The organism is Kribbella endophytica, from assembly GCF_054781295.1.
Map to the genome: position 1 here is coordinate 170,965 of NZ_BAAGUR010000001.1, position 15,231 is coordinate 186,195.

General features: G+C 68.4%; 16 protein-coding genes. 4 read left to right on the forward strand and 12 right to left on the reverse strand.

Annotated features, from left to right (window positions below):
* Positions 1-200: 200 nt before the first annotated feature.
* The 7 genes from ACYVIO_RS00870 to ACYVIO_RS00900 are packed head-to-tail and all read right to left on the reverse strand — an operon-like array spanning position 201 to position 7,352.
* The gene (locus ACYVIO_RS00870) at positions 201-1,517 is read right to left on the reverse strand and encodes an NtaA/DmoA family FMN-dependent monooxygenase (protein WP_460648682.1); all 1,317 of its coding nucleotides are present in this window, start codon (positions 1,515-1,517) and stop codon (positions 201-203) included.
* Complete coding sequence (locus ACYVIO_RS00875; RefSeq protein WP_460648683.1) at positions 1,514-2,629, reverse strand: LLM class flavin-dependent oxidoreductase; 1,116 nt, start codon at positions 2,627-2,629, stop codon at positions 1,514-1,516. Before ACYVIO_RS00875 ends, ACYVIO_RS00870 begins: the two co-directional genes overlap by 4 nt.
* The gene (gene ssuE, locus ACYVIO_RS00880; RefSeq protein ID WP_460648684.1) at positions 2,626-3,681 is read right to left on the reverse strand and encodes an NADPH-dependent FMN reductase; all 1,056 of its coding nucleotides are present in this window, start codon (positions 3,679-3,681) and stop codon (positions 2,626-2,628) included. Before ssuE ends, ACYVIO_RS00875 begins: the two co-directional genes overlap by 4 nt.
* A 12-nt stretch (positions 3,682-3,693) precedes the next feature.
* Positions 3,694-4,665, reverse strand: coding sequence for an ABC transporter substrate-binding protein (locus ACYVIO_RS00885; protein ID WP_460648685.1), 972 nt, complete (start codon positions 4,663-4,665; stop codon positions 3,694-3,696).
* 10 nt (positions 4,666-4,675) lie between these two features.
* Positions 4,676-5,617, reverse strand: a complete 942-nt coding sequence (locus ACYVIO_RS00890) for an ABC transporter substrate-binding protein (RefSeq protein WP_460648686.1) — start codon at positions 5,615-5,617, stop codon at positions 4,676-4,678.
* The gene (locus ACYVIO_RS00895) at positions 5,617-6,369 is read right to left on the reverse strand and encodes an amino acid ABC transporter ATP-binding protein (RefSeq protein WP_460652046.1); all 753 of its coding nucleotides are present in this window, start codon (positions 6,367-6,369) and stop codon (positions 5,617-5,619) included. The genes ACYVIO_RS00890 and ACYVIO_RS00895 overlap by 1 nt, the downstream gene beginning before the upstream one ends.
* A 5-nt stretch (positions 6,370-6,374) precedes the next feature.
* On the reverse strand, positions 6,375-7,352 hold the full coding sequence (locus ACYVIO_RS00900; RefSeq protein WP_460648687.1) for an amino acid ABC transporter permease: 978 nt from the start codon (positions 7,350-7,352) through the stop codon (positions 6,375-6,377).
* Positions 7,353-7,863: 511 nt separating this feature from the next.
* On the opposite strand from ACYVIO_RS00900, the gene ACYVIO_RS00905 reads away from it, so the two are divergent.
* On the forward strand, positions 7,864-8,727 hold the full coding sequence (locus ACYVIO_RS00905) for a M23 family metallopeptidase (RefSeq protein ID WP_460648688.1): 864 nt from the start codon (positions 7,864-7,866) through the stop codon (positions 8,725-8,727).
* Here the strand turns inward: ACYVIO_RS00905 and ACYVIO_RS00910 are convergent.
* The 3 genes from ACYVIO_RS00910 to ACYVIO_RS00920 are packed head-to-tail and all read right to left on the reverse strand — an operon-like array spanning position 8,724 to position 10,997.
* On the reverse strand, positions 8,724-9,218 hold the full coding sequence (locus tag ACYVIO_RS00910; RefSeq protein ID WP_460648689.1) for a GNAT family N-acetyltransferase: 495 nt from the start codon (positions 9,216-9,218) through the stop codon (positions 8,724-8,726). The two genes, ACYVIO_RS00905 and ACYVIO_RS00910, sit on opposite strands and share 4 nt — an antisense overlap.
* A 25-nt stretch (positions 9,219-9,243) precedes the next feature.
* A complete protein-coding gene (locus ACYVIO_RS00915; protein WP_460648690.1) occupies positions 9,244-10,338 on the reverse strand; it encodes a sensor histidine kinase in 1,095 nt (364 codons plus the stop codon).
* Positions 10,335-10,997: a response regulator transcription factor gene (locus ACYVIO_RS00920; protein WP_460648691.1), complete on the reverse strand. Its 663-nt coding sequence runs from the start codon at positions 10,995-10,997 to the stop codon at positions 10,335-10,337. Before ACYVIO_RS00920 ends, ACYVIO_RS00915 begins: the two co-directional genes overlap by 4 nt.
* An 88-nt stretch (positions 10,998-11,085) precedes the next feature.
* On the opposite strand from ACYVIO_RS00920, the gene ACYVIO_RS00925 reads away from it, so the two are divergent.
* Positions 11,086-11,706, forward strand: a complete 621-nt coding sequence (locus ACYVIO_RS00925) for a M15 family metallopeptidase (RefSeq protein WP_460648692.1) — start codon at positions 11,086-11,088, stop codon at positions 11,704-11,706.
* Here ACYVIO_RS00925 and ACYVIO_RS00930 read toward each other — a convergent pair.
* Positions 11,703-12,227 (reverse strand): GNAT family N-acetyltransferase, encoded by a 525-nt coding sequence (locus ACYVIO_RS00930; RefSeq protein WP_460648693.1) that lies wholly within the window; start codon positions 12,225-12,227, stop codon positions 11,703-11,705. The genes ACYVIO_RS00925 and ACYVIO_RS00930 overlap by 4 nt on opposite strands.
* Before the next feature lie 39 nt (positions 12,228-12,266).
* Here ACYVIO_RS00930 and ACYVIO_RS00935 point away from each other — a divergent pair, with 39 nt between their 5' ends.
* Both ACYVIO_RS00935 and ACYVIO_RS00940 read left to right on the forward strand, forming a co-directional pair.
* A complete protein-coding gene (locus ACYVIO_RS00935; RefSeq protein ID WP_460648694.1) occupies positions 12,267-12,836 on the forward strand; it encodes a helix-turn-helix domain-containing protein in 570 nt (189 codons plus the stop codon).
* A gap of 29 nt (positions 12,837-12,865) precedes the next feature.
* Positions 12,866-14,122, forward strand: coding sequence for a TerC family protein (locus tag ACYVIO_RS00940; RefSeq protein WP_460648695.1), 1,257 nt, complete (start codon positions 12,866-12,868; stop codon positions 14,120-14,122).
* Between the two features lie 264 nt (positions 14,123-14,386).
* On the opposite strand, the gene ACYVIO_RS00945 is transcribed toward ACYVIO_RS00940, so the two are convergent.
* A complete protein-coding gene (locus tag ACYVIO_RS00945; RefSeq protein ID WP_460648696.1) occupies positions 14,387-15,220 on the reverse strand; it encodes an alpha/beta fold hydrolase in 834 nt (277 codons plus the stop codon).
* Positions 15,221-15,231 lie beyond the last annotated feature (11 nt).

Sequence of the window (15,231 nt, forward strand, 5' to 3'; positions counted from 1 at the left end):
GGGTGACGGAATCGGCTCCGCCGTACCCCGCGATGACGACGGCCCCGCACTCACCACCCGCGACTCGGGCTCGCGGGCTCCGCCCGCCTCGCCCCCAGGAGAAGCGGAGTGATGAGCCGGAGCCCCGCCCTGCGGCTCGTGGGCTTCGCCCACCTCGGGTGGCTGGGCTGGACCGGCGTGCCGCGCCGGCACCGTCGTCGTCATCTGGTGAGCCCCAAGTGGTCGCGGAGTGTGGTGCCCTCGTACTGCGTGCGGAAGACACCTCTCTCCCTCAGCAGGGGGACGACTCTGTCTACGAAGTCGTCCAGCCCGCCAGGGGTCAGGTGCGGGACCAGCACAAACCCATCCGCCGCGTTTTCCTGGACGTGGTGGTTCATCGCCTCGGCGACCGTCGTCGGGCTGCCGATGAACGTCTGGCGGTTTTGCTGGTTGATGACTGTTTGGCGGAGCGACCAACCATTTGCCGCAGCCTGGGCTCTCCATTCGGAAATGATGGGGCCGGGGTCGTTGTAGCCGACCCGCCCTTGGGTGACGGAAGAGCCGACGACCGGGTCCTCGGTGGGGAGCGGGCCATCCGGGTCGTACGTCGAGAGGTCCCGGCCCCACAGCAACTCTGCGAGGACGATCGCGGTAGGCCCGGAGACCTGTTGTTCGCGGATGTGGTGGGCCTTGTCGACGGCCTCTGCATCGGTGTCGGCGACGACGACCGTGACGGCGGGCATGATTTTGAGGGAGTCCTCCGCGCGGCCGTGGCGCGGGAGGCGGGACTTGACGTCCTTGTAGAAGGTCTGGCCGGCCTCGAACGACCCATGCCGACTGAAGATCACATCCGCGCCCGCGGCAGCGAAGTCGCGGCCCTGGTCGCTGTCGCCGGCCTGGATGATGACGGGGTGACCTTGCGGCGACCGAGGCAACCCGAAGCGACCCTCGATGGTGGAGTGGTCGCCGTCGTCCGCGAAGGCCCCGGCGCCTGCGCGGGCGAACACCCCGGCGGCCTGATCGAGCTCCAGGTCGTCGTCGGTCCACGCGTCCCACAGCGACCGGACGATGCGCAGCGACTCCTCCGCCCGGACGTACCGGTCGGACTTGTCGAGATACCCACCGCGCCGGAAGTTCTCCCCCGTGAACGCGTCCCACGACGTGACCACGTTCCACGCCGCGCGCCCGCCGGACACGTGGTCCAGCGTCGCGAGCCGCTTGGCGAGTTCGTACGGCTCGTTGAACGTCGAGTTCACCGTCGCCGCCAGCCCGAGATGTGTCGTGACGGCGGCCAACGCGCTGAGCACGGTCAGCGACTCCGGCCGCCCGACCACGTCGAGGTCGTGGATCCGCCCCTTCACCTCGCGCAGCCGCAACCCCTCGGCCAGGAAGAAGAAGTCGAACGTCCCGCGCTCCGCCGTCTCCGCCAGATGCCGGAACGACGCGAAGTCGATCTGCGACCGCGACTCCGGGTCCGACCACACCGTCGTGTTGTTCACGCCCGGAAAGTGCGCGGCCAGATGGATCTGCTTGGTCATCGCCGGCTCCCCTCGTAGCGGTTGGCCGGGCGAGGAAGCCCCAGCCGACTCCGCAAACTCCCCGGCCGAGCAGCGCCGACCAACTTCCGGTCCCGCAGCAACGGCAGCAACGCGTCGGCGATCAAAGGCACGTCGAGCTCCAACGACGCGGGCCGGAGATGCACGCCATCGATCCCCACAGCAGCCCACTCCTCGATCAGATCCGCCAACCGCGCGACCCCACCGATGTGGTCCAGCTCCTCAGCACCATCAGCACGCCGTACGGCGGACGCCGTGTCCTCGTCCAGCAGCACACTGATCGACAGCAGCACCCGCCCAGCACCAGCAGCCCGTACGGCGGCCACCCGCGCCTCGACATCAGTTGCCCCTGGCAACAGCACCAGGTCCACATCCCCGACAACCTGGACGGCGTCATCGGACGAGACCCGCAGCGCCGTCACCGGATGCCCCTGCGGCGGCCGCGGCACGATCGACGGCCCCTTCACCGAGAACGACGGGCTCTCGAAGTCGACGTAGTGGATCCGCTCCCGGTCCACGAACCGCCCGCTCGGCGCGTCCCGGATGATCGCGTCGTCCTCCCACGAGTCCCATAGCCGCCGACTCACGTCCACGACGTACCGGGCCTCGCGCCACGTGTCCGCCTCAACAGCCGGCTCCCGCCGTCCGATCACCGCGGCCGCCTCCGCCGAGGACGACACGTCGACCAGCCACCCCGCCCGCCCCGCCGATACCCAGTCGAGCGTCGCCACCGAGGCCTGAACATGGAACGGCTCGGTGTGCGTCACCGTGATCGTCGGCACCAGCCCGATCCGCTCGGTCGCCGGCGCGATCCGCGCCGCCAGCCCCAGCGCATCCAGCCGCGCACTCACCCGCTCCGGTACATCCGCCGGCGCCTCCAGCGCATCGGCGAACGTCGCGAGATCCACGCCGGCCGCCTCGGCGCGCTGCACAGCCCGCAGCGCCAACTCCCCGGTGAGGATCGCCGAAGGATCCACCTCTGCGCCACGCCAGGCCCCCGGGTGCCCACCGGCACCGTCGATCTCCAGCGCCGTGATCAACCCGGTACGACGCGCCCGATCCGCGGCGTCCGGCCGCCGCACTCCCCGGCTCACGACGCCACCTGCAGCCGGACGCCCAGATCCTTCACGAACGGCAGCGGCCCGATCGACTCCGGATCCGCCTCGACATCGAACTGTGGCTCGAAGCCCACCGACAGATACAGCCCCGCCGCCTCAGGCTGCCGCGGCCCGGTCGTCAGATACAGCTTCCGATACCCCAGCTCAGCCGCAGCCCGCTCCAACTCCTCCAGCACCCGACGCCCCAACCCCTGGCGCCGATGCAAGTGCGACGTCCACATCCGCTTCACCTCCGCGGTCTCCTCGTCGTACCGCCGGATCGCCCCACCCGCGACGGTCTCCCCGCCGTGCCGCAGCAGCACGAACGCCCCGCCCTGCTCCCGGTGGAAGTCCGACGCCGGGACCTCGGTGAGCTGCGTGTTCTCGTTCGTCCGCCCGTACCGCGTGCTGTACTCGACCACCAGATCCGCCAGCAGCGGCGCCGCCTCCGGATCCTCAGGCCGCGCGAGCACCGTCTCCAGAGCAGCGGTCTGGATCGGCGCACTCTCCACCACCGCCGAACCTTCGACCGTGGACAGGAACGCCTCGGTCACCTGATAGAGCGGCGCCGATGCCGCCTGATCGAGCAGCAGCCCGCCTCCGTCGTACAGGCGCACGTGCGACGACAGCACGAACCACCCCTGCCCGATCGCCCCCGCACCCAGACTCGTCAGCACCGGCCGGAGCGCGTAGTCGATCACCAGCACGTGCGCCGGCGTACCGCCTGTTGCCAACGGCAACACGGTCTTGCCGCGCAGCGCGTACTGCGGCAGCAGATCCAGGAACACCTTCAACAACCCCGAGTACGCCGCCTTGTACACCGGCGTCGTCACGACCACAGCGTCAGCCGCGGCCAGTACGTCGATCGCCGCCCGGATCGCCGGATCGTCCGCCCGCCCGCGCAGCAGCGGCTCGGCGGGGAGGTCGCGCAGCACGATCGGCGTCACCACGTGCCCGTGGCTCAGCAGCCGCTTGGTCACGTACGACAGCACCGCGTCGGTGCGGGAAACCTCAGAGGGACTGCTCGAAATGGTTGCAATGGTCGCCATTCAAAAGCCCTTCTACTTCTGCTTGTCTTTTGGCAGCCCGGGCGGATTCACGAGCGATTTCTGCACGGCCTCGGTCTGCAGGCCCCACTTGGCCAGGACCTTCGCGTAGCTGCCGTCGGCGATCGCCGCGTTCAGCGCGTCGGCGACCGGCTTGGCCAGCCCGGCGTCCTTCTTGCTGGTGACGCCGACCAGCCCCTGCACCGGGTAGCTCGACGAGACCGTGCCGACGATCTCGGTCTTGCCGGCGGTCGCCACGTGGTACGTCGACGTCGGGTTCGGTCCGAGGTACAGATCGATCCGGCCGGACTCGAGCGCCAGGTAGTAGTCGGTCGCGGACTGGTAGTACTTCGGGGTCGCGGGCTTCAGCCCGGCCGCGACGTTCTGCTTGTTCCAGTCGAGCAGGATCGCCTCCTGCAACGTGCCCGAGCTGACCGCGACCGTCTTGCCGGCGATGTCCGCGGGTCCCTTGACCGTGATCCCGGAGCCCTTCTTCGCCTCGAAGGCGTGCAGGCCCAGCCGGTACGTCGCGAAGTCGTACTTCTCCTTGCGCAGCTCCGAGACGCCGATGTTCGAGATCCCGACGGCGTACTTGCCGGAGTCGATCCCGAGGAACAGGTTCTCCCAGCTCGTCGTCTGCACCTCGACCTGCAGCCCGAGCACGCTCGCGACCAGGTGCGCGATGTCGATGTCGACACCGATCGGTGTCTTGTTGTCGTCGGCCGTGAATCCCAGCGGCGGCAGTCCGCCTCCGGCCGAACCGCTGCCGACCACGAGCTTGCCGCTCTCGCGGATCGCCGCCGGCAGTTCCGCCGCGATGCTGTCCACCTTCGCGGGCGTCGGGCGCTCCTGGTCGGCTGAGGTGTCGAACTTGACCGGCGCGGCACCCCCTGCGGCGGGCGGCCCGGCGGCCGGCTCGGTGACCGGGTCCGCGCAGCCGGCCAGCGCCAGCAGGGCGACGAGGACAACGAATGCTTTCTTCTTCATGACAGGTTCCTCAGCTCGTCAGCGGGAGGCCGGGCGGATTGAGCTCGGACTTGGCGATCGCCTCGGTCGAGACGTTCCAGCGCTCGAGGACCTTGGCGTAGCTGCCGTCGGCGATCACGGCGTTCAAGGCCGCCTGGTACGCCGGCGCGAGGCCGCTGTCCTTCTTGGTCGTCGCGGCGATCAGCCCCTGCAGCGACGGCCCGGCGCCGGAGAACTTGCCGATCGTCTCGGTCTGGCCACCGGTCTTCACGTGGTACGCGATCGACGGGTTCGGCCCGAGAAAGGCGTCGATCCGCCCCGAGCTCAGCGCCAGGTAGGTGTCGGGCTGGTTGTTGAAGTACTTGATCGTGGCCGCGGGCAACCCGGCCTTAACGTTCGCGTCGTTCCAGTCGACCAGGATCTTCTCCTGGTTCGTCCCCGACCCGACCGCGATCGTCTTGCCGGCCACGTCCTTGCCCTCGGCGACCTTCCAGTCGCCGCCCTTCTTCGCCTCGAACGCGATGTCGTCCTTGCGGTACGTCGCGAAGTCGTACTTCTGCTTGCGCTTCTCGGTCACGGTGATGTTGGAGAAGCCCGCGTCGTACTTCGCCGAGTCGAGCCCGATGAACAGGTTCTCCCAGCTGGTCACCTGGATCTCGGGCGTCAGTCCGAGCGCGCCCGCGACCAGGTGGGCGATGTCGACCTCGATACCGATCGGTGTCTTGTTGTCGTCGGCCAGGAACCCGAGCGGCGGGTTGCCGCTGCCGAAGCCGGCGCCGACGATCAGCGTGCCGCGCTCCCGGATCTTCGTCGGGACGAGCGCGGCGGCGGCCTCGTTCTTGGTGGTGGTGACGCGCTGCTGGTCGACGGAGGTGTTCACTCCCGAGGCCGCGGCGTTCTCGGTCTGGGGATCGGCGCCGCAACCGGCGACCAGGACAGTGGCGGCCGCGACGGCCGCGAGCAGGAGTTTCATCACAGGACCTTGGAGATGAAGGCGCGGGTGCGCTCGTGGGTGGGGTTGTCCAGGACGTCGTACGGCGGGCCGGACTCGACGATCACGCCGCCGTCGATGAACACGACGGTGTCGGCGATCTCCCGGGCGAAACCGATCTCGTGGGTGACGACGACCATCGTCGAGCCGTCGCGGGCGAGTTCCTTGATCACGTCGAGGACCTCGCCGACCAGCTCCGGGTCGAGCGCGCTGGTCGGTTCGTCGAACAGCAGGACCTTCGGCCGCAGCGCCAGCGCGCGAGCGATCGCGACCCGCTGCTGCTGCCCGCCGGACAGCTGCCGGGGATAGACGTCGGCCTTGTCGCCGACGCCGACCCGTTCGAGCAGCTTGCGCGCCTCGGGTTCGACGTCGCGGCGCTTGCGGCGTTGTGCCGAGACCGGCGCCTCGACGACGTTCTGCAACGCGGTCAGGTGGCCGAACAGGTTGAAGTTCTGGAAGACGAAGCCGACCTGGGAGCGCTGGTGCAGGATCTCGCGCTCGCGCAGCTCGTGCAGCTTGTTGCCGCGGCGGCGGTAGCCGATCAGCTCACCGTCGATCCGGACCAGGCCGCGGTCCACCTTCTCCAGGTGGTTGATCGACCGCAGCAGCGTCGACTTGCCGGAGCCGGACGGACCGAGGATCACCGTGACGGTGCCGGCCTTCACCTCCAGGTCGACGCCCTTGAGCACTTCCAGCGTGCCGAATGACTTGTGCACACCCTTGAGATCCACCATCACGGTCATCCGCCGGCCCCCGATCGCGCCGTCGCCTTGACCGTCAGGCCGTTCCACGTACGCCGTACGCGCTGCAACGGAGTCGGTGGGAGCTCACGCGTCGTACCGCGAGCGAAGTGCCGCTCGACGTAGAACTGCACGACCGACAGCAGGGTGGTCAGCACGATGTACCAAACCGTGGCCACCATCAGCAAAGGGACGACCCGGCTGTTGCGGCCGTAGATCACCTGGACCTGGTAGAAGAGCTCGGGGATCGCCATCACCGAGACGATCGACGTGCCCTTGAACAGGCTGATCACCTCGTTCGCGCCGTTCGGCAGGATCGCCCGCATCGCCTGCGGCAGCACGATCCGGAAGAACTGCCGCGACCGCGGAATACCCAGCGCGGCCGCCGCCTCGGTCTGGCCCTGGTCGACCGAGACGATGCCGCCGCGGATGATCTCCGCGGCGTACGCGGCCTGGTGCAGAGCCAGGCCCAGTACGGCGGCGCCGAGCGGGCCGAACAGGTTGTTGGTACTGAACCGGACGAACTCCGGCCCGAACGGGATGCCCAGGCTGAGCTCGTTGTAGAGGTAGGCCAGGTTGAACCAGAACAGCAGCTGGACGATCAACGGGATCGAACGGAACGCCCAGATGTAGCCCCAGGCAACTACTTGCAGGAACGGGCTGCCGGACAGCCGCATCGCGGCGATCACGCCACCGAGCGCGAAGCCGAGCACCGTGCCGTACACGGTCAGCTGGATCGTCACCCACAAGGCGGACAGAACTGTCCGGGTGGTGAAGAAGGCGAAGAACGTCGGCCAGTCCCAGCCGGGATTGGTGAGCAGGCCGTGCACGAACATCGCCAGCAGGGTCAGGACGACGGCGACGCCGACCCAGCGCCACGGGTGCCGGTGACCGACGACCGGGAGGTCGGCATCGGCCAGAAGATCGGAGTCAGGGGGATCGGCCGCGCGGGCCGACGTCAACGAGCTCAGGGACACGGTCTACTCCAGGGCGGTGGGCAGGCGGCAACGGGCGCGCGCCCGGTCTGCGGACACAGCGCGGCAGACGTCCCCGGATAGAGGACGCCGTAGAGATCGTCGGCTTCGTCAGACCAGTATCGAATGTGAAGTAAGTCGGTCGACTAACTTCTCATATGATGGACGCCTTATAGCCGATCCGGAGGGCTGCTCGGCGCCATGACGCCCGTGACGCTGGCCACTACGATTTTCAACTACCCACCCGTCGGATTCACGCTCAGAGGCGACTCCGGGGCGATCACCCGTCGCTCTGCGTAGCCGATTTCGGTGATCTGGTCGCAATGCGCGTTTGAGGCGACCGTGATCTCGTCGTTATGGTCGATGGGCCGCTGCGGGAGAGATCCGTGGCGGCAGGCTGCTGCGGGTCTCCGTGGCAGCGCCTCGACTTGGAAGGCCCCTCCCCGTGTCCCCTCACCATGACGTGCCGGAAGCAGAACGGCCGGCACCTCGTCGCCCGGTCGCTCCCCGTCGGGTGGCCAAGCACCGTTCCACCCGGCGAAGTCAGGTTCGCGGCCTGCAGCTGGTCGGCCTGACGGCCGCCCTGGCCGCCGCGGCCGGTACTGCCGCCGCGGGTCTCGCGACCCCGTCCACCTCGGCCTCGGCCGGAACCACCCTCAGCGCCGCGCAGGCCGAGGCCCTGACCACCGCTCGGGTCGAGCGGCGGGACCTGGGCTCTCGCGACCTGTCGCGCTTCGAGCTCTCGCTGGCGTCGACCCAGAAGGCAGCGCAGGACGCGAAGGCGGCGCAGGTCGCCAAGGCTCGTGCCGCCCAGCTCGCCGCGAACGCGACGCTCACCGAGCGCCGTGCACTCGCACTGGCGGCTGCCAAGGCGACCGCCGCGAAGAAGGCCGCCGCTGCGACCAAGGCTGCCGCCGCCGCGAAGGCCGCCGCTCTCGCCAAGGCCGCGACCGAGGCGAAGGAGCGGGCCGCCGCGTCGAAGCGGATCACGCTGCCGACCACCGGGTACCACCTGACCGCGCACTTCGGGCAGGGCGGCAGCCGCTGGGCCAGCAACCACACCGGCCTCGACTTCGCCGCTCCGATGGGTACGCCGGTGCGCTCGGTGCTTCCGGGTGAGGTCATCCAGGCGGAGTTCGCCGGCGCCTACGGGCGTCAGGTGAAGGTCCGTCACGCCGACGGCACCGTCACGTCGTACGGGCACATGTCGGAGTTCACCGTGAACGTCGGCGACGTCGTCGCGGCCGGGACCCAGGTCGGTTCGATCGGAATGTCCGGCAACACGACCGGCCCGCACGTGCACTTCGAGGTCCTGCTCGGCGGTAGTGAGCAGGTCGACCCGGAGCCGTGGCTGCGGGATCACGGGGTCAACCCCTAAAGCATCAGGGCCAGGTCGAGACTGTCGACGTACTGGCCGTCGATCAGGAACTCTCGTGGGTGAGTTCCTTCGACGACGTAACCGTGGCGCTCGTACAGACGCCTTGCGGCGGTGTTCACACCGTGCACGTGCAAGGCGATCTTGCGGGCGCCACGGCGTTTCCCCTCGGCGGCGACCGCCTCCATCAGCACCGAGCCGACGCCCTGCCCGCGCGCGTCGAGCGCCACGGCGAGTCCGTTGATCGACAACACCCCCGCGCCTTCCGGGAACGGGTACTTCTCCTGCAGCCGGATGTAGCCCACCACGCGCCCATCGAGCTCGGCGACGATGAAGGCGTCCGGCCCCCATCGCTCAGCAAAGAACGTGGACCGCTCCCCTGCCGTCAGCGACGGGAACCCAGAACTCGCATCCCAAGCAGTCATCTCGATGTCGAGCAAGGCGGCCTCATCAGACGCAACCGCTCGGCGGACGGTCACACGGTTGTCGCTCACCTCTCCATCTTCAGATATTGAGAGGTCAGAGGGTTGCTGGTCGAAGTGTTGCTGTCACCGTGAGGCCTCCGGTGGGGTTGGGTTCGAGGTCCAGCTTGCCGTGGTGGGTTTCTACGATGCGGGCTACCAGTGCCAGGCCGAGGCCGTGGCTGCCGGTGTGGCGGCCGGTGGTTTTGGTGAAGGGCTCCGTGAGGGTGCTGGTCTGGGCCGGAGTGAGGATCGGGCCGGTGTTGGTGACCACCAAGTGGCGGTCGCGGGTGGTGATGGTGAGCGTGCCGCCGGGGCCGGTGTTGTGGCGGATTGCGTTCTGGCCGAGGTTGGTGACCAGCTGGTGCACGAGGATTTCGTTGCCTAGGACAAGGGTTTCCTCGAGGTCGGCGGTCAGCGTGAGGCCTGCGGCGGTCGCCTCAGCCTGAAGCTCGTCGACGGCCTGGCGAGCGGTCGTGGCCAGGTCGAGCGGGTCCAGCTCGATGACGCGATTGTCGACCGACGCCAGCGTGAGCAGCGCCTCGACCAGGTCGATGCCGCGCTGGTTGGTCTCCTGCAGCCGACGCGACAGTTCGCGGACGTCCTGGTGCTCGGGGTCGGCGATCGCGACCTCGAGCATCGTCTTCATCACCGCGTGCGGCGTCCGCAGCTCGTGCGAGGCGTTCGCCGCGAACCGCCGGTACTGCTCGAACGACCGCTGCAACCGGTCGAGCATCTCGTCGAAGGTGTCGGACAGATCGGTGAACTCGTCCTTGATCCCGGTCAGCCCGATCCGGTGATCCAGCGATCCCTCGGCAGCGCGACGCGCGGCGAGCGTGATCTCCTGCAGCGGCCGCAGCATCCGGCCGGCCAGGTACCACCCGCCGGCCATCCCGACGATCGCGAGAAAGATCAGCGCGTACGCCGACAGCGTGACGATCGTGTCGAGCAGGTCCCCGCGCGTCGGCACCGGCGTCTGGTCGCGCGGGTTGGCGGCGGTGAGCGGGTAGTTCGGGATGTACCGCATCACCCCGTAGATGACCGCCGCGACAACAGCACCCGCGATCACCAGCAGCCCGGCGTAGCTCAGCGTCATCCGCAACCGAACGGTCAACCGAGGACGCCAGGTCACCAGCGGATCCGTCGTACTCACGGCTCACCAACGCGGTAACCAACGCCAGGCACCGTGTGGATGACCCAAGGATCACCGAGACGTTTACGCAAAGCCGAGATCGTGATCCGTACCGAGTTGCTGAACGGATCCGCGTTCTCGTCCCAGGCCTTCTCCAGCAGCGTCTCCGCGCTGATCACCCCACCACGCGCGGCCATCAGAACCTCCAGCACCGAGAACTGCTTGCGGGTCAGCTTCACGTACCGGTCGAACCGGTACACCTCCCGTCGGAACGGATCGAGCTTCACCCCGGCGTACTCCAGGACGGTCGGCATCGACTCAGCCGGCCGCCGCGCCAGCGCGCGCAGCCGCACCACCAGCTCCCGCAGCTCGAACGGCTTCGTCAGGTAGTCGTCCGCGCCGACCTCGAACCCGGCCACCTTGTCGTCGAGGTCGCCGGCCGCGGTCAGCATCAGCACCCGCACCGGCAGGCCCTGGGCAACGATCCGCCGGCAGACCTCGTCGCCGTTCGGCCCGGGGATGTCGCGGTCCAGCACCACCACGTCGTACTCGTTGACGCTCACCGACTCCAGCGCCGCGTCGCCGTCGAAGGCGAGGTCCGCCGCGATCGCCTCGAGCCGCAGCCCGGCCCGGATCGCCTCGGCGAGATAGACCTCGTCCTCCACGACCAGCACCCGCATACCGCCCATTGAAGCAGACACCGGATATCGAAAACGTAACCAGAAACGCTGACGCTCCGGCAACACGCGCGCCTGTGAAGTAGTGGCCATGACTGCAGACGAACTCGTTGCCACCCGCAAGAAAGAGCGCCGGCTGACGGCGTACGCCGCACTCGCGGTGGTGGTCGCCGTCGTCGCCTTCACCCTGGTGTCCTGCGGCGCGCTCGACTCCACCGACTCTGGCGCCCCGGCTTCATCCAGTACGCCGAACGACATCGGCGACCACAAGGGCCCGGCGAAGGCGGCGGACGGCGTACTGCCGGACAACGCTTCGCCGTACGACACCTCGCTGCCGGGCATCGCGAAGCTCGACCCGGCGCTGCTGAAGGCGGTCCAGCAGGCGGCCGAGGCGATGAAGGCCAACGACATCAAGCTGCACGTGACGACGGGCTGGCGGTCGAAGGCCTACCAGCGGCAGCTGCTGGACGAGGGGATCAGGAAGTACGGCAGCCTGGAGAAGGCGCGCGAGTTCGTCTCGACGCCGGAGGAGTCGCACCACGTCACCGGGCACGCGGTCGACATCGGGCCGACCGACGCGGACGACTGGCTGATCCGCAAGGGCTCGCGGTTCGGGCTGTGCCAGACGCTGTCGAACGAGATGTGGCACTTCGAGCTGATCGTGAAGCCCGGCGAGGACTGCCCGGCACCGAAGGCGTCGGCGGACAGCTAGCGGGTCTCTTCGGGCGGGTCCGCAGCGACGGCGAGCGTCCGCTGGGCCCACGCGACGTCGTGCCAGGCGCCGTTCTTCCAGCCGATCCGGCGGTACGTGCCGATCGGCTCGAAGCCGAGTGCTTTGTGCAGGCCGACGCTCGCGTCGTTGGGCAGCGTCATGCCGGCGATCGCCGTACGGAATCCGCGCTCGGTCAACCGCTCGAAGAGCGCTTCGTACAAGGCCCGTCCACCGCCGGTACGACGCCGGCCGAGCTCGAGGTAGATGCTCACCTCGCACGACCACCGGTACGCCGCGCGCTCCTTCATCGGCCCGCCGTACGCGTACCCGACGATCCGCCCGGCGTCGTCCTCCAGCACCAGCCAGGCGTGGCTCTTCTGCGCGGCGATGATCCGCTCCGCCAGCTGCGCCTCGCTCGGCGGCTCGACCTCGAAGGTGGTGGCCGTCTCGCGGACGTACGGCGCGTAGATCGCCGCACAGGCGGCCGCGTCCTGCTCGGGCACCGCATCCCTGATCTTCATGCCACCATAGTAGCCACGACTGCCGCTATAGTGGCAAGCATGGACCAGCTCTCCGCTTCCCTGGCCGCGACCCTGCAGGCCGCCCGGCACGACCGGGACCTGTCGGTGAACGCGCTGGCCGAGCGCTCCGGCGTCTCCCGCGCGATGATCGGCAAGATCGAGCGCGGCGAGGCGCAGCCGACCGCCGTACTGCTCGGGCGGCTGTCCGGCGCGCTCGGCATGACGCTGTCGGAGCTGGTCGCCCGCGCCGAGCAGTCCGACGGCGACGAAGGCCGCGTACGCCGTACAGCCGATCAGCCGGTCTGGACCGACCCGGCGACCGGCTACCGCCGCCGCGCGGTCTCCCCCGGCACCGACTCGCCGCTGGAACTGGTCGAGGTCGAGCTCCCGCCCGGCGCGTCGGTCTCCTATCCGGCCGACGCGTACATCTTCAAGAGCCAGCAGCTCTGGGTCCTGGCCGGCCGGTTGCGCTTCCACGAGGGCGACCTGGTGCACGACCTGGACGCCGGCGACTGCCTCGAGCTCGGCGTACCGTCGCCGACCACGTTCCACAATCCTTCGACCGCCGTCTGTCGCTATCTCGTGGCACTTGTCAAGACTCGTTCCTGACCGGGGTCCGGTCGTGGTTGAGTACGTCCATGGAGGTTTCACCGCTGGTCTGGATCCTGACCATCGCCGGCATCCTGGGGCTGCTTGCCTTCGACTACTTCTTCCACGTCCGCCGCGCGCACGTGCCGCAGCTGCGCGAGGCCGCGGTCTGGTCCAGCGTGTACGTCGGGATCGCGCTGCTGTTCGGCGTCGGGACCTTCGTCTTCGGCGGGACCGCGATGGGCTCGGAGTACTTCGCCGGGTACGTCACCGAGAAGGCGCTGTCGGTCGACAACCTGTTCGTGTTCCTGATCATCATGACCAGCTTCCGGGTGCCCCGGGAGGACCAGCAGAAGGTGCTGCTGTTCGGCATCATGTTCTCGCTGATCGCGCGGACCGGGTTCATCCTGCTCGGCTCGGCGCTGATCAACACGTTCGCGTGGGTGTTCTACCTGTTCGGCCTGGCCCTGCTGCTGACCGCCGGCAACATGCTCCGCCCGTCGACCGAGGAGTCGCACTCGGCGCAGAACATCGTGGTCCGGCTGAGTCGCCGGCTGTTCCCCACGACCGAGACCTACGACGGCGACAAGCTCTTCACGCTCGTCAACGGCAAGCGCGTGATGACCCCGATGCTGCTCGTCATGGTCGCGATCGGCGGCACCGACCTGATGTTCGCCCTGGACTCGATCCCGGCGATCTTCGGCCTGACCCAGAACGTCTACATCGTCTTCACTGCCACGGCCTTCAGCCTGCTGGGCCTGCGCCAGCTCTACTTCCTCCTCGACGGCCTGCTCGACCGCCTGATCTACCTGTCCTTCGGCCTCGCCGCGATCCTCGGCTTCATCGGCGTCAAACTCGTCCTGCACGCCCTCCACGAGAACAACGTCCCGTTCATCAACGACGGCAACCACATCGAGGTCGCCGAAATCAGCACGGGCCTCTCGCTGGTGGTCATCCTGGTGGTCCTGGTCTTCACCGTCCTGGCGTCCCTCCTCAGCACCCGAGGCCGAACCCAGACCGCCATGGCCAACGCCCGCCGCGACGCCACCGCGTACCTGGACTCCGAGTACACCGACGACCCGGTAGAACGCGAACGCATCTACCGCCGCCTGATCGAGTCCCGCGACCACATCATCAAACTCGGCCCCAAAGCCAAACAAATCGTCAAGAACGAGCCAGAACTCCTGGAACTCTGCGGCCGAGCAGCCCTGAGCCACGACGCAGCGATCGCCAGCGGCCAACACCCGGACGACGACGTACTCGGGCCTGACCCAACACCGTTCTACGGTCCTCAGAAGAAGGTCTGAGTACACCCCACGCAGCAGCCTCCGCGCGGGGTACGACCGACGACGGAGCCGATGAGCAGCGAGTAGGCCAGGTCGAGTTCCACTGAAGCCCAGGTCAGTACGACGGCCCGGCCTTGCGTGGTGACGAGCACGCCCAGGATCAGGCCTGTGATGCCGCCGACGACATCAACCTCGACACCACCCTGTCCGCCCCGTGTCCCTGGCGCGACGAAGATCTGCTTGCGCGGTGCCTAATCGGTCTTCCCGCAACACCTCGCAGGCCCCTCAGTGTTCGCTGCTGAAGAACCGTAGCAACAGCGGGCCGACGGTCTGTGGGTCGACGACGTGATCCGGCACCTCGAGGGTCTCCCGTTGGGCGTGGGGTAGTAGGTCTGCGAGCTCGTCGGCTGCGCGGTCGAAGAAGTCCGAGGACAGGCCTGCCATGTAGGGGACCGTGATCGGTCCTCCGGTGGTGACCAGGACCGGTTGGGTGACCGTTGCCAGTCGATCGGCCGGCAATTGGTAGCGGTTGAGGAAGACGCTGTCGTGGACCAGCGTGGGCGCGAGGGCGACCGAATCCGCCCAATGCGCCGTCTGCTTGCCTGCCGCTTTCCTGGCCGCGATGTTGTCGTCGGAGGCGCCGCTCAAGCGCATGAACAGTTCGAGAACCTCCTCGTCTCGCCCGGCGTCGAAGGCGCGTCGGGTGTCCGCGACGTACTCCTCGAATCGCTGGCGGATGTCGTCCCCGACCGCGTAGGGCACCTCCCACACGGCGATCGTGTCGATGGCTGACCCGGCCGCGGCCGCTTCCAGCGCCAGCGCGCCACCAGAGGACGCCCCGAACAGGTGTGCCGAGCCGCCCGCCTCCGCGATCAACGCATCCAGGTCCTCGATCTCCCTCTCCACGGCGTACGGCTCGGTGAAGCCGCTCGCGCCGCGTCCCCGACGGGCATAGTTGTAGACCGTGAAGTGCTCGGCGAGAGCCGGCGCCAAGGGAGCGTTCTCCACCCCCTCGTCGAGTGCTCCGCCCACCAGAATGACGGCCGAACCGCTTCCCTTCCGGTCATAGGCGATGGTGGTGCCATCGTTTGATGTCACGCGAAAGGCCATCTCGTTCATCTCACATCTCC

Coding starts and splice junctions, on each gene's coding strand:
- ACYVIO_RS00890 (WP_460648686.1), bottom strand. CDS start 5,617: ATGAAACTCCTGCTCGCGGCCGTCGCGGCCGCCACTGTCCTGGTCGCC.
- ACYVIO_RS00930 (WP_460648693.1), bottom strand. CDS start 12,227: ATGAAGATCAGGGATGCGGTGCCCGAGCAGGACGCGGCCGCCTGTGCG.
- ACYVIO_RS00895 (WP_460652046.1), bottom strand. CDS start 6,369: ATGGTGGATCTCAAGGGTGTGCACAAGTCATTCGGCACGCTGGAAGTG.
- ACYVIO_RS00940 (WP_460648695.1), top strand. CDS start 12,866: ATGGAGGTTTCACCGCTGGTCTGGATCCTGACCATCGCCGGCATCCTG.
- ACYVIO_RS00945 (WP_460648696.1), bottom strand. CDS start 15,220: ATGAACGAGATGGCCTTTCGCGTGACATCAAACGATGGCACCACCATC.
- ACYVIO_RS00870 (WP_460648682.1), bottom strand. CDS start 1,517: ATGACCAAGCAGATCCATCTGGCCGCGCACTTTCCGGGCGTGAACAAC.
- ACYVIO_RS00885 (WP_460648685.1), bottom strand. CDS start 4,665: ATGAAGAAGAAAGCATTCGTTGTCCTCGTCGCCCTGCTGGCGCTGGCC.
- ACYVIO_RS00935 (WP_460648694.1), top strand. CDS start 12,267: ATGGACCAGCTCTCCGCTTCCCTGGCCGCGACCCTGCAGGCCGCCCGG.
- ACYVIO_RS00925 (WP_460648692.1), top strand. CDS start 11,086: ATGACTGCAGACGAACTCGTTGCCACCCGCAAGAAAGAGCGCCGGCTG.
- ACYVIO_RS00920 (WP_460648691.1), bottom strand. CDS start 10,997: ATGCGGGTGCTGGTCGTGGAGGACGAGGTCTATCTCGCCGAGGCGATC.
- ssuE (WP_460648684.1), bottom strand. CDS start 3,681: ATGGCGACCATTGCAACCATTTCGAGCAGTCCCTCTGAGGTTTCCCGC.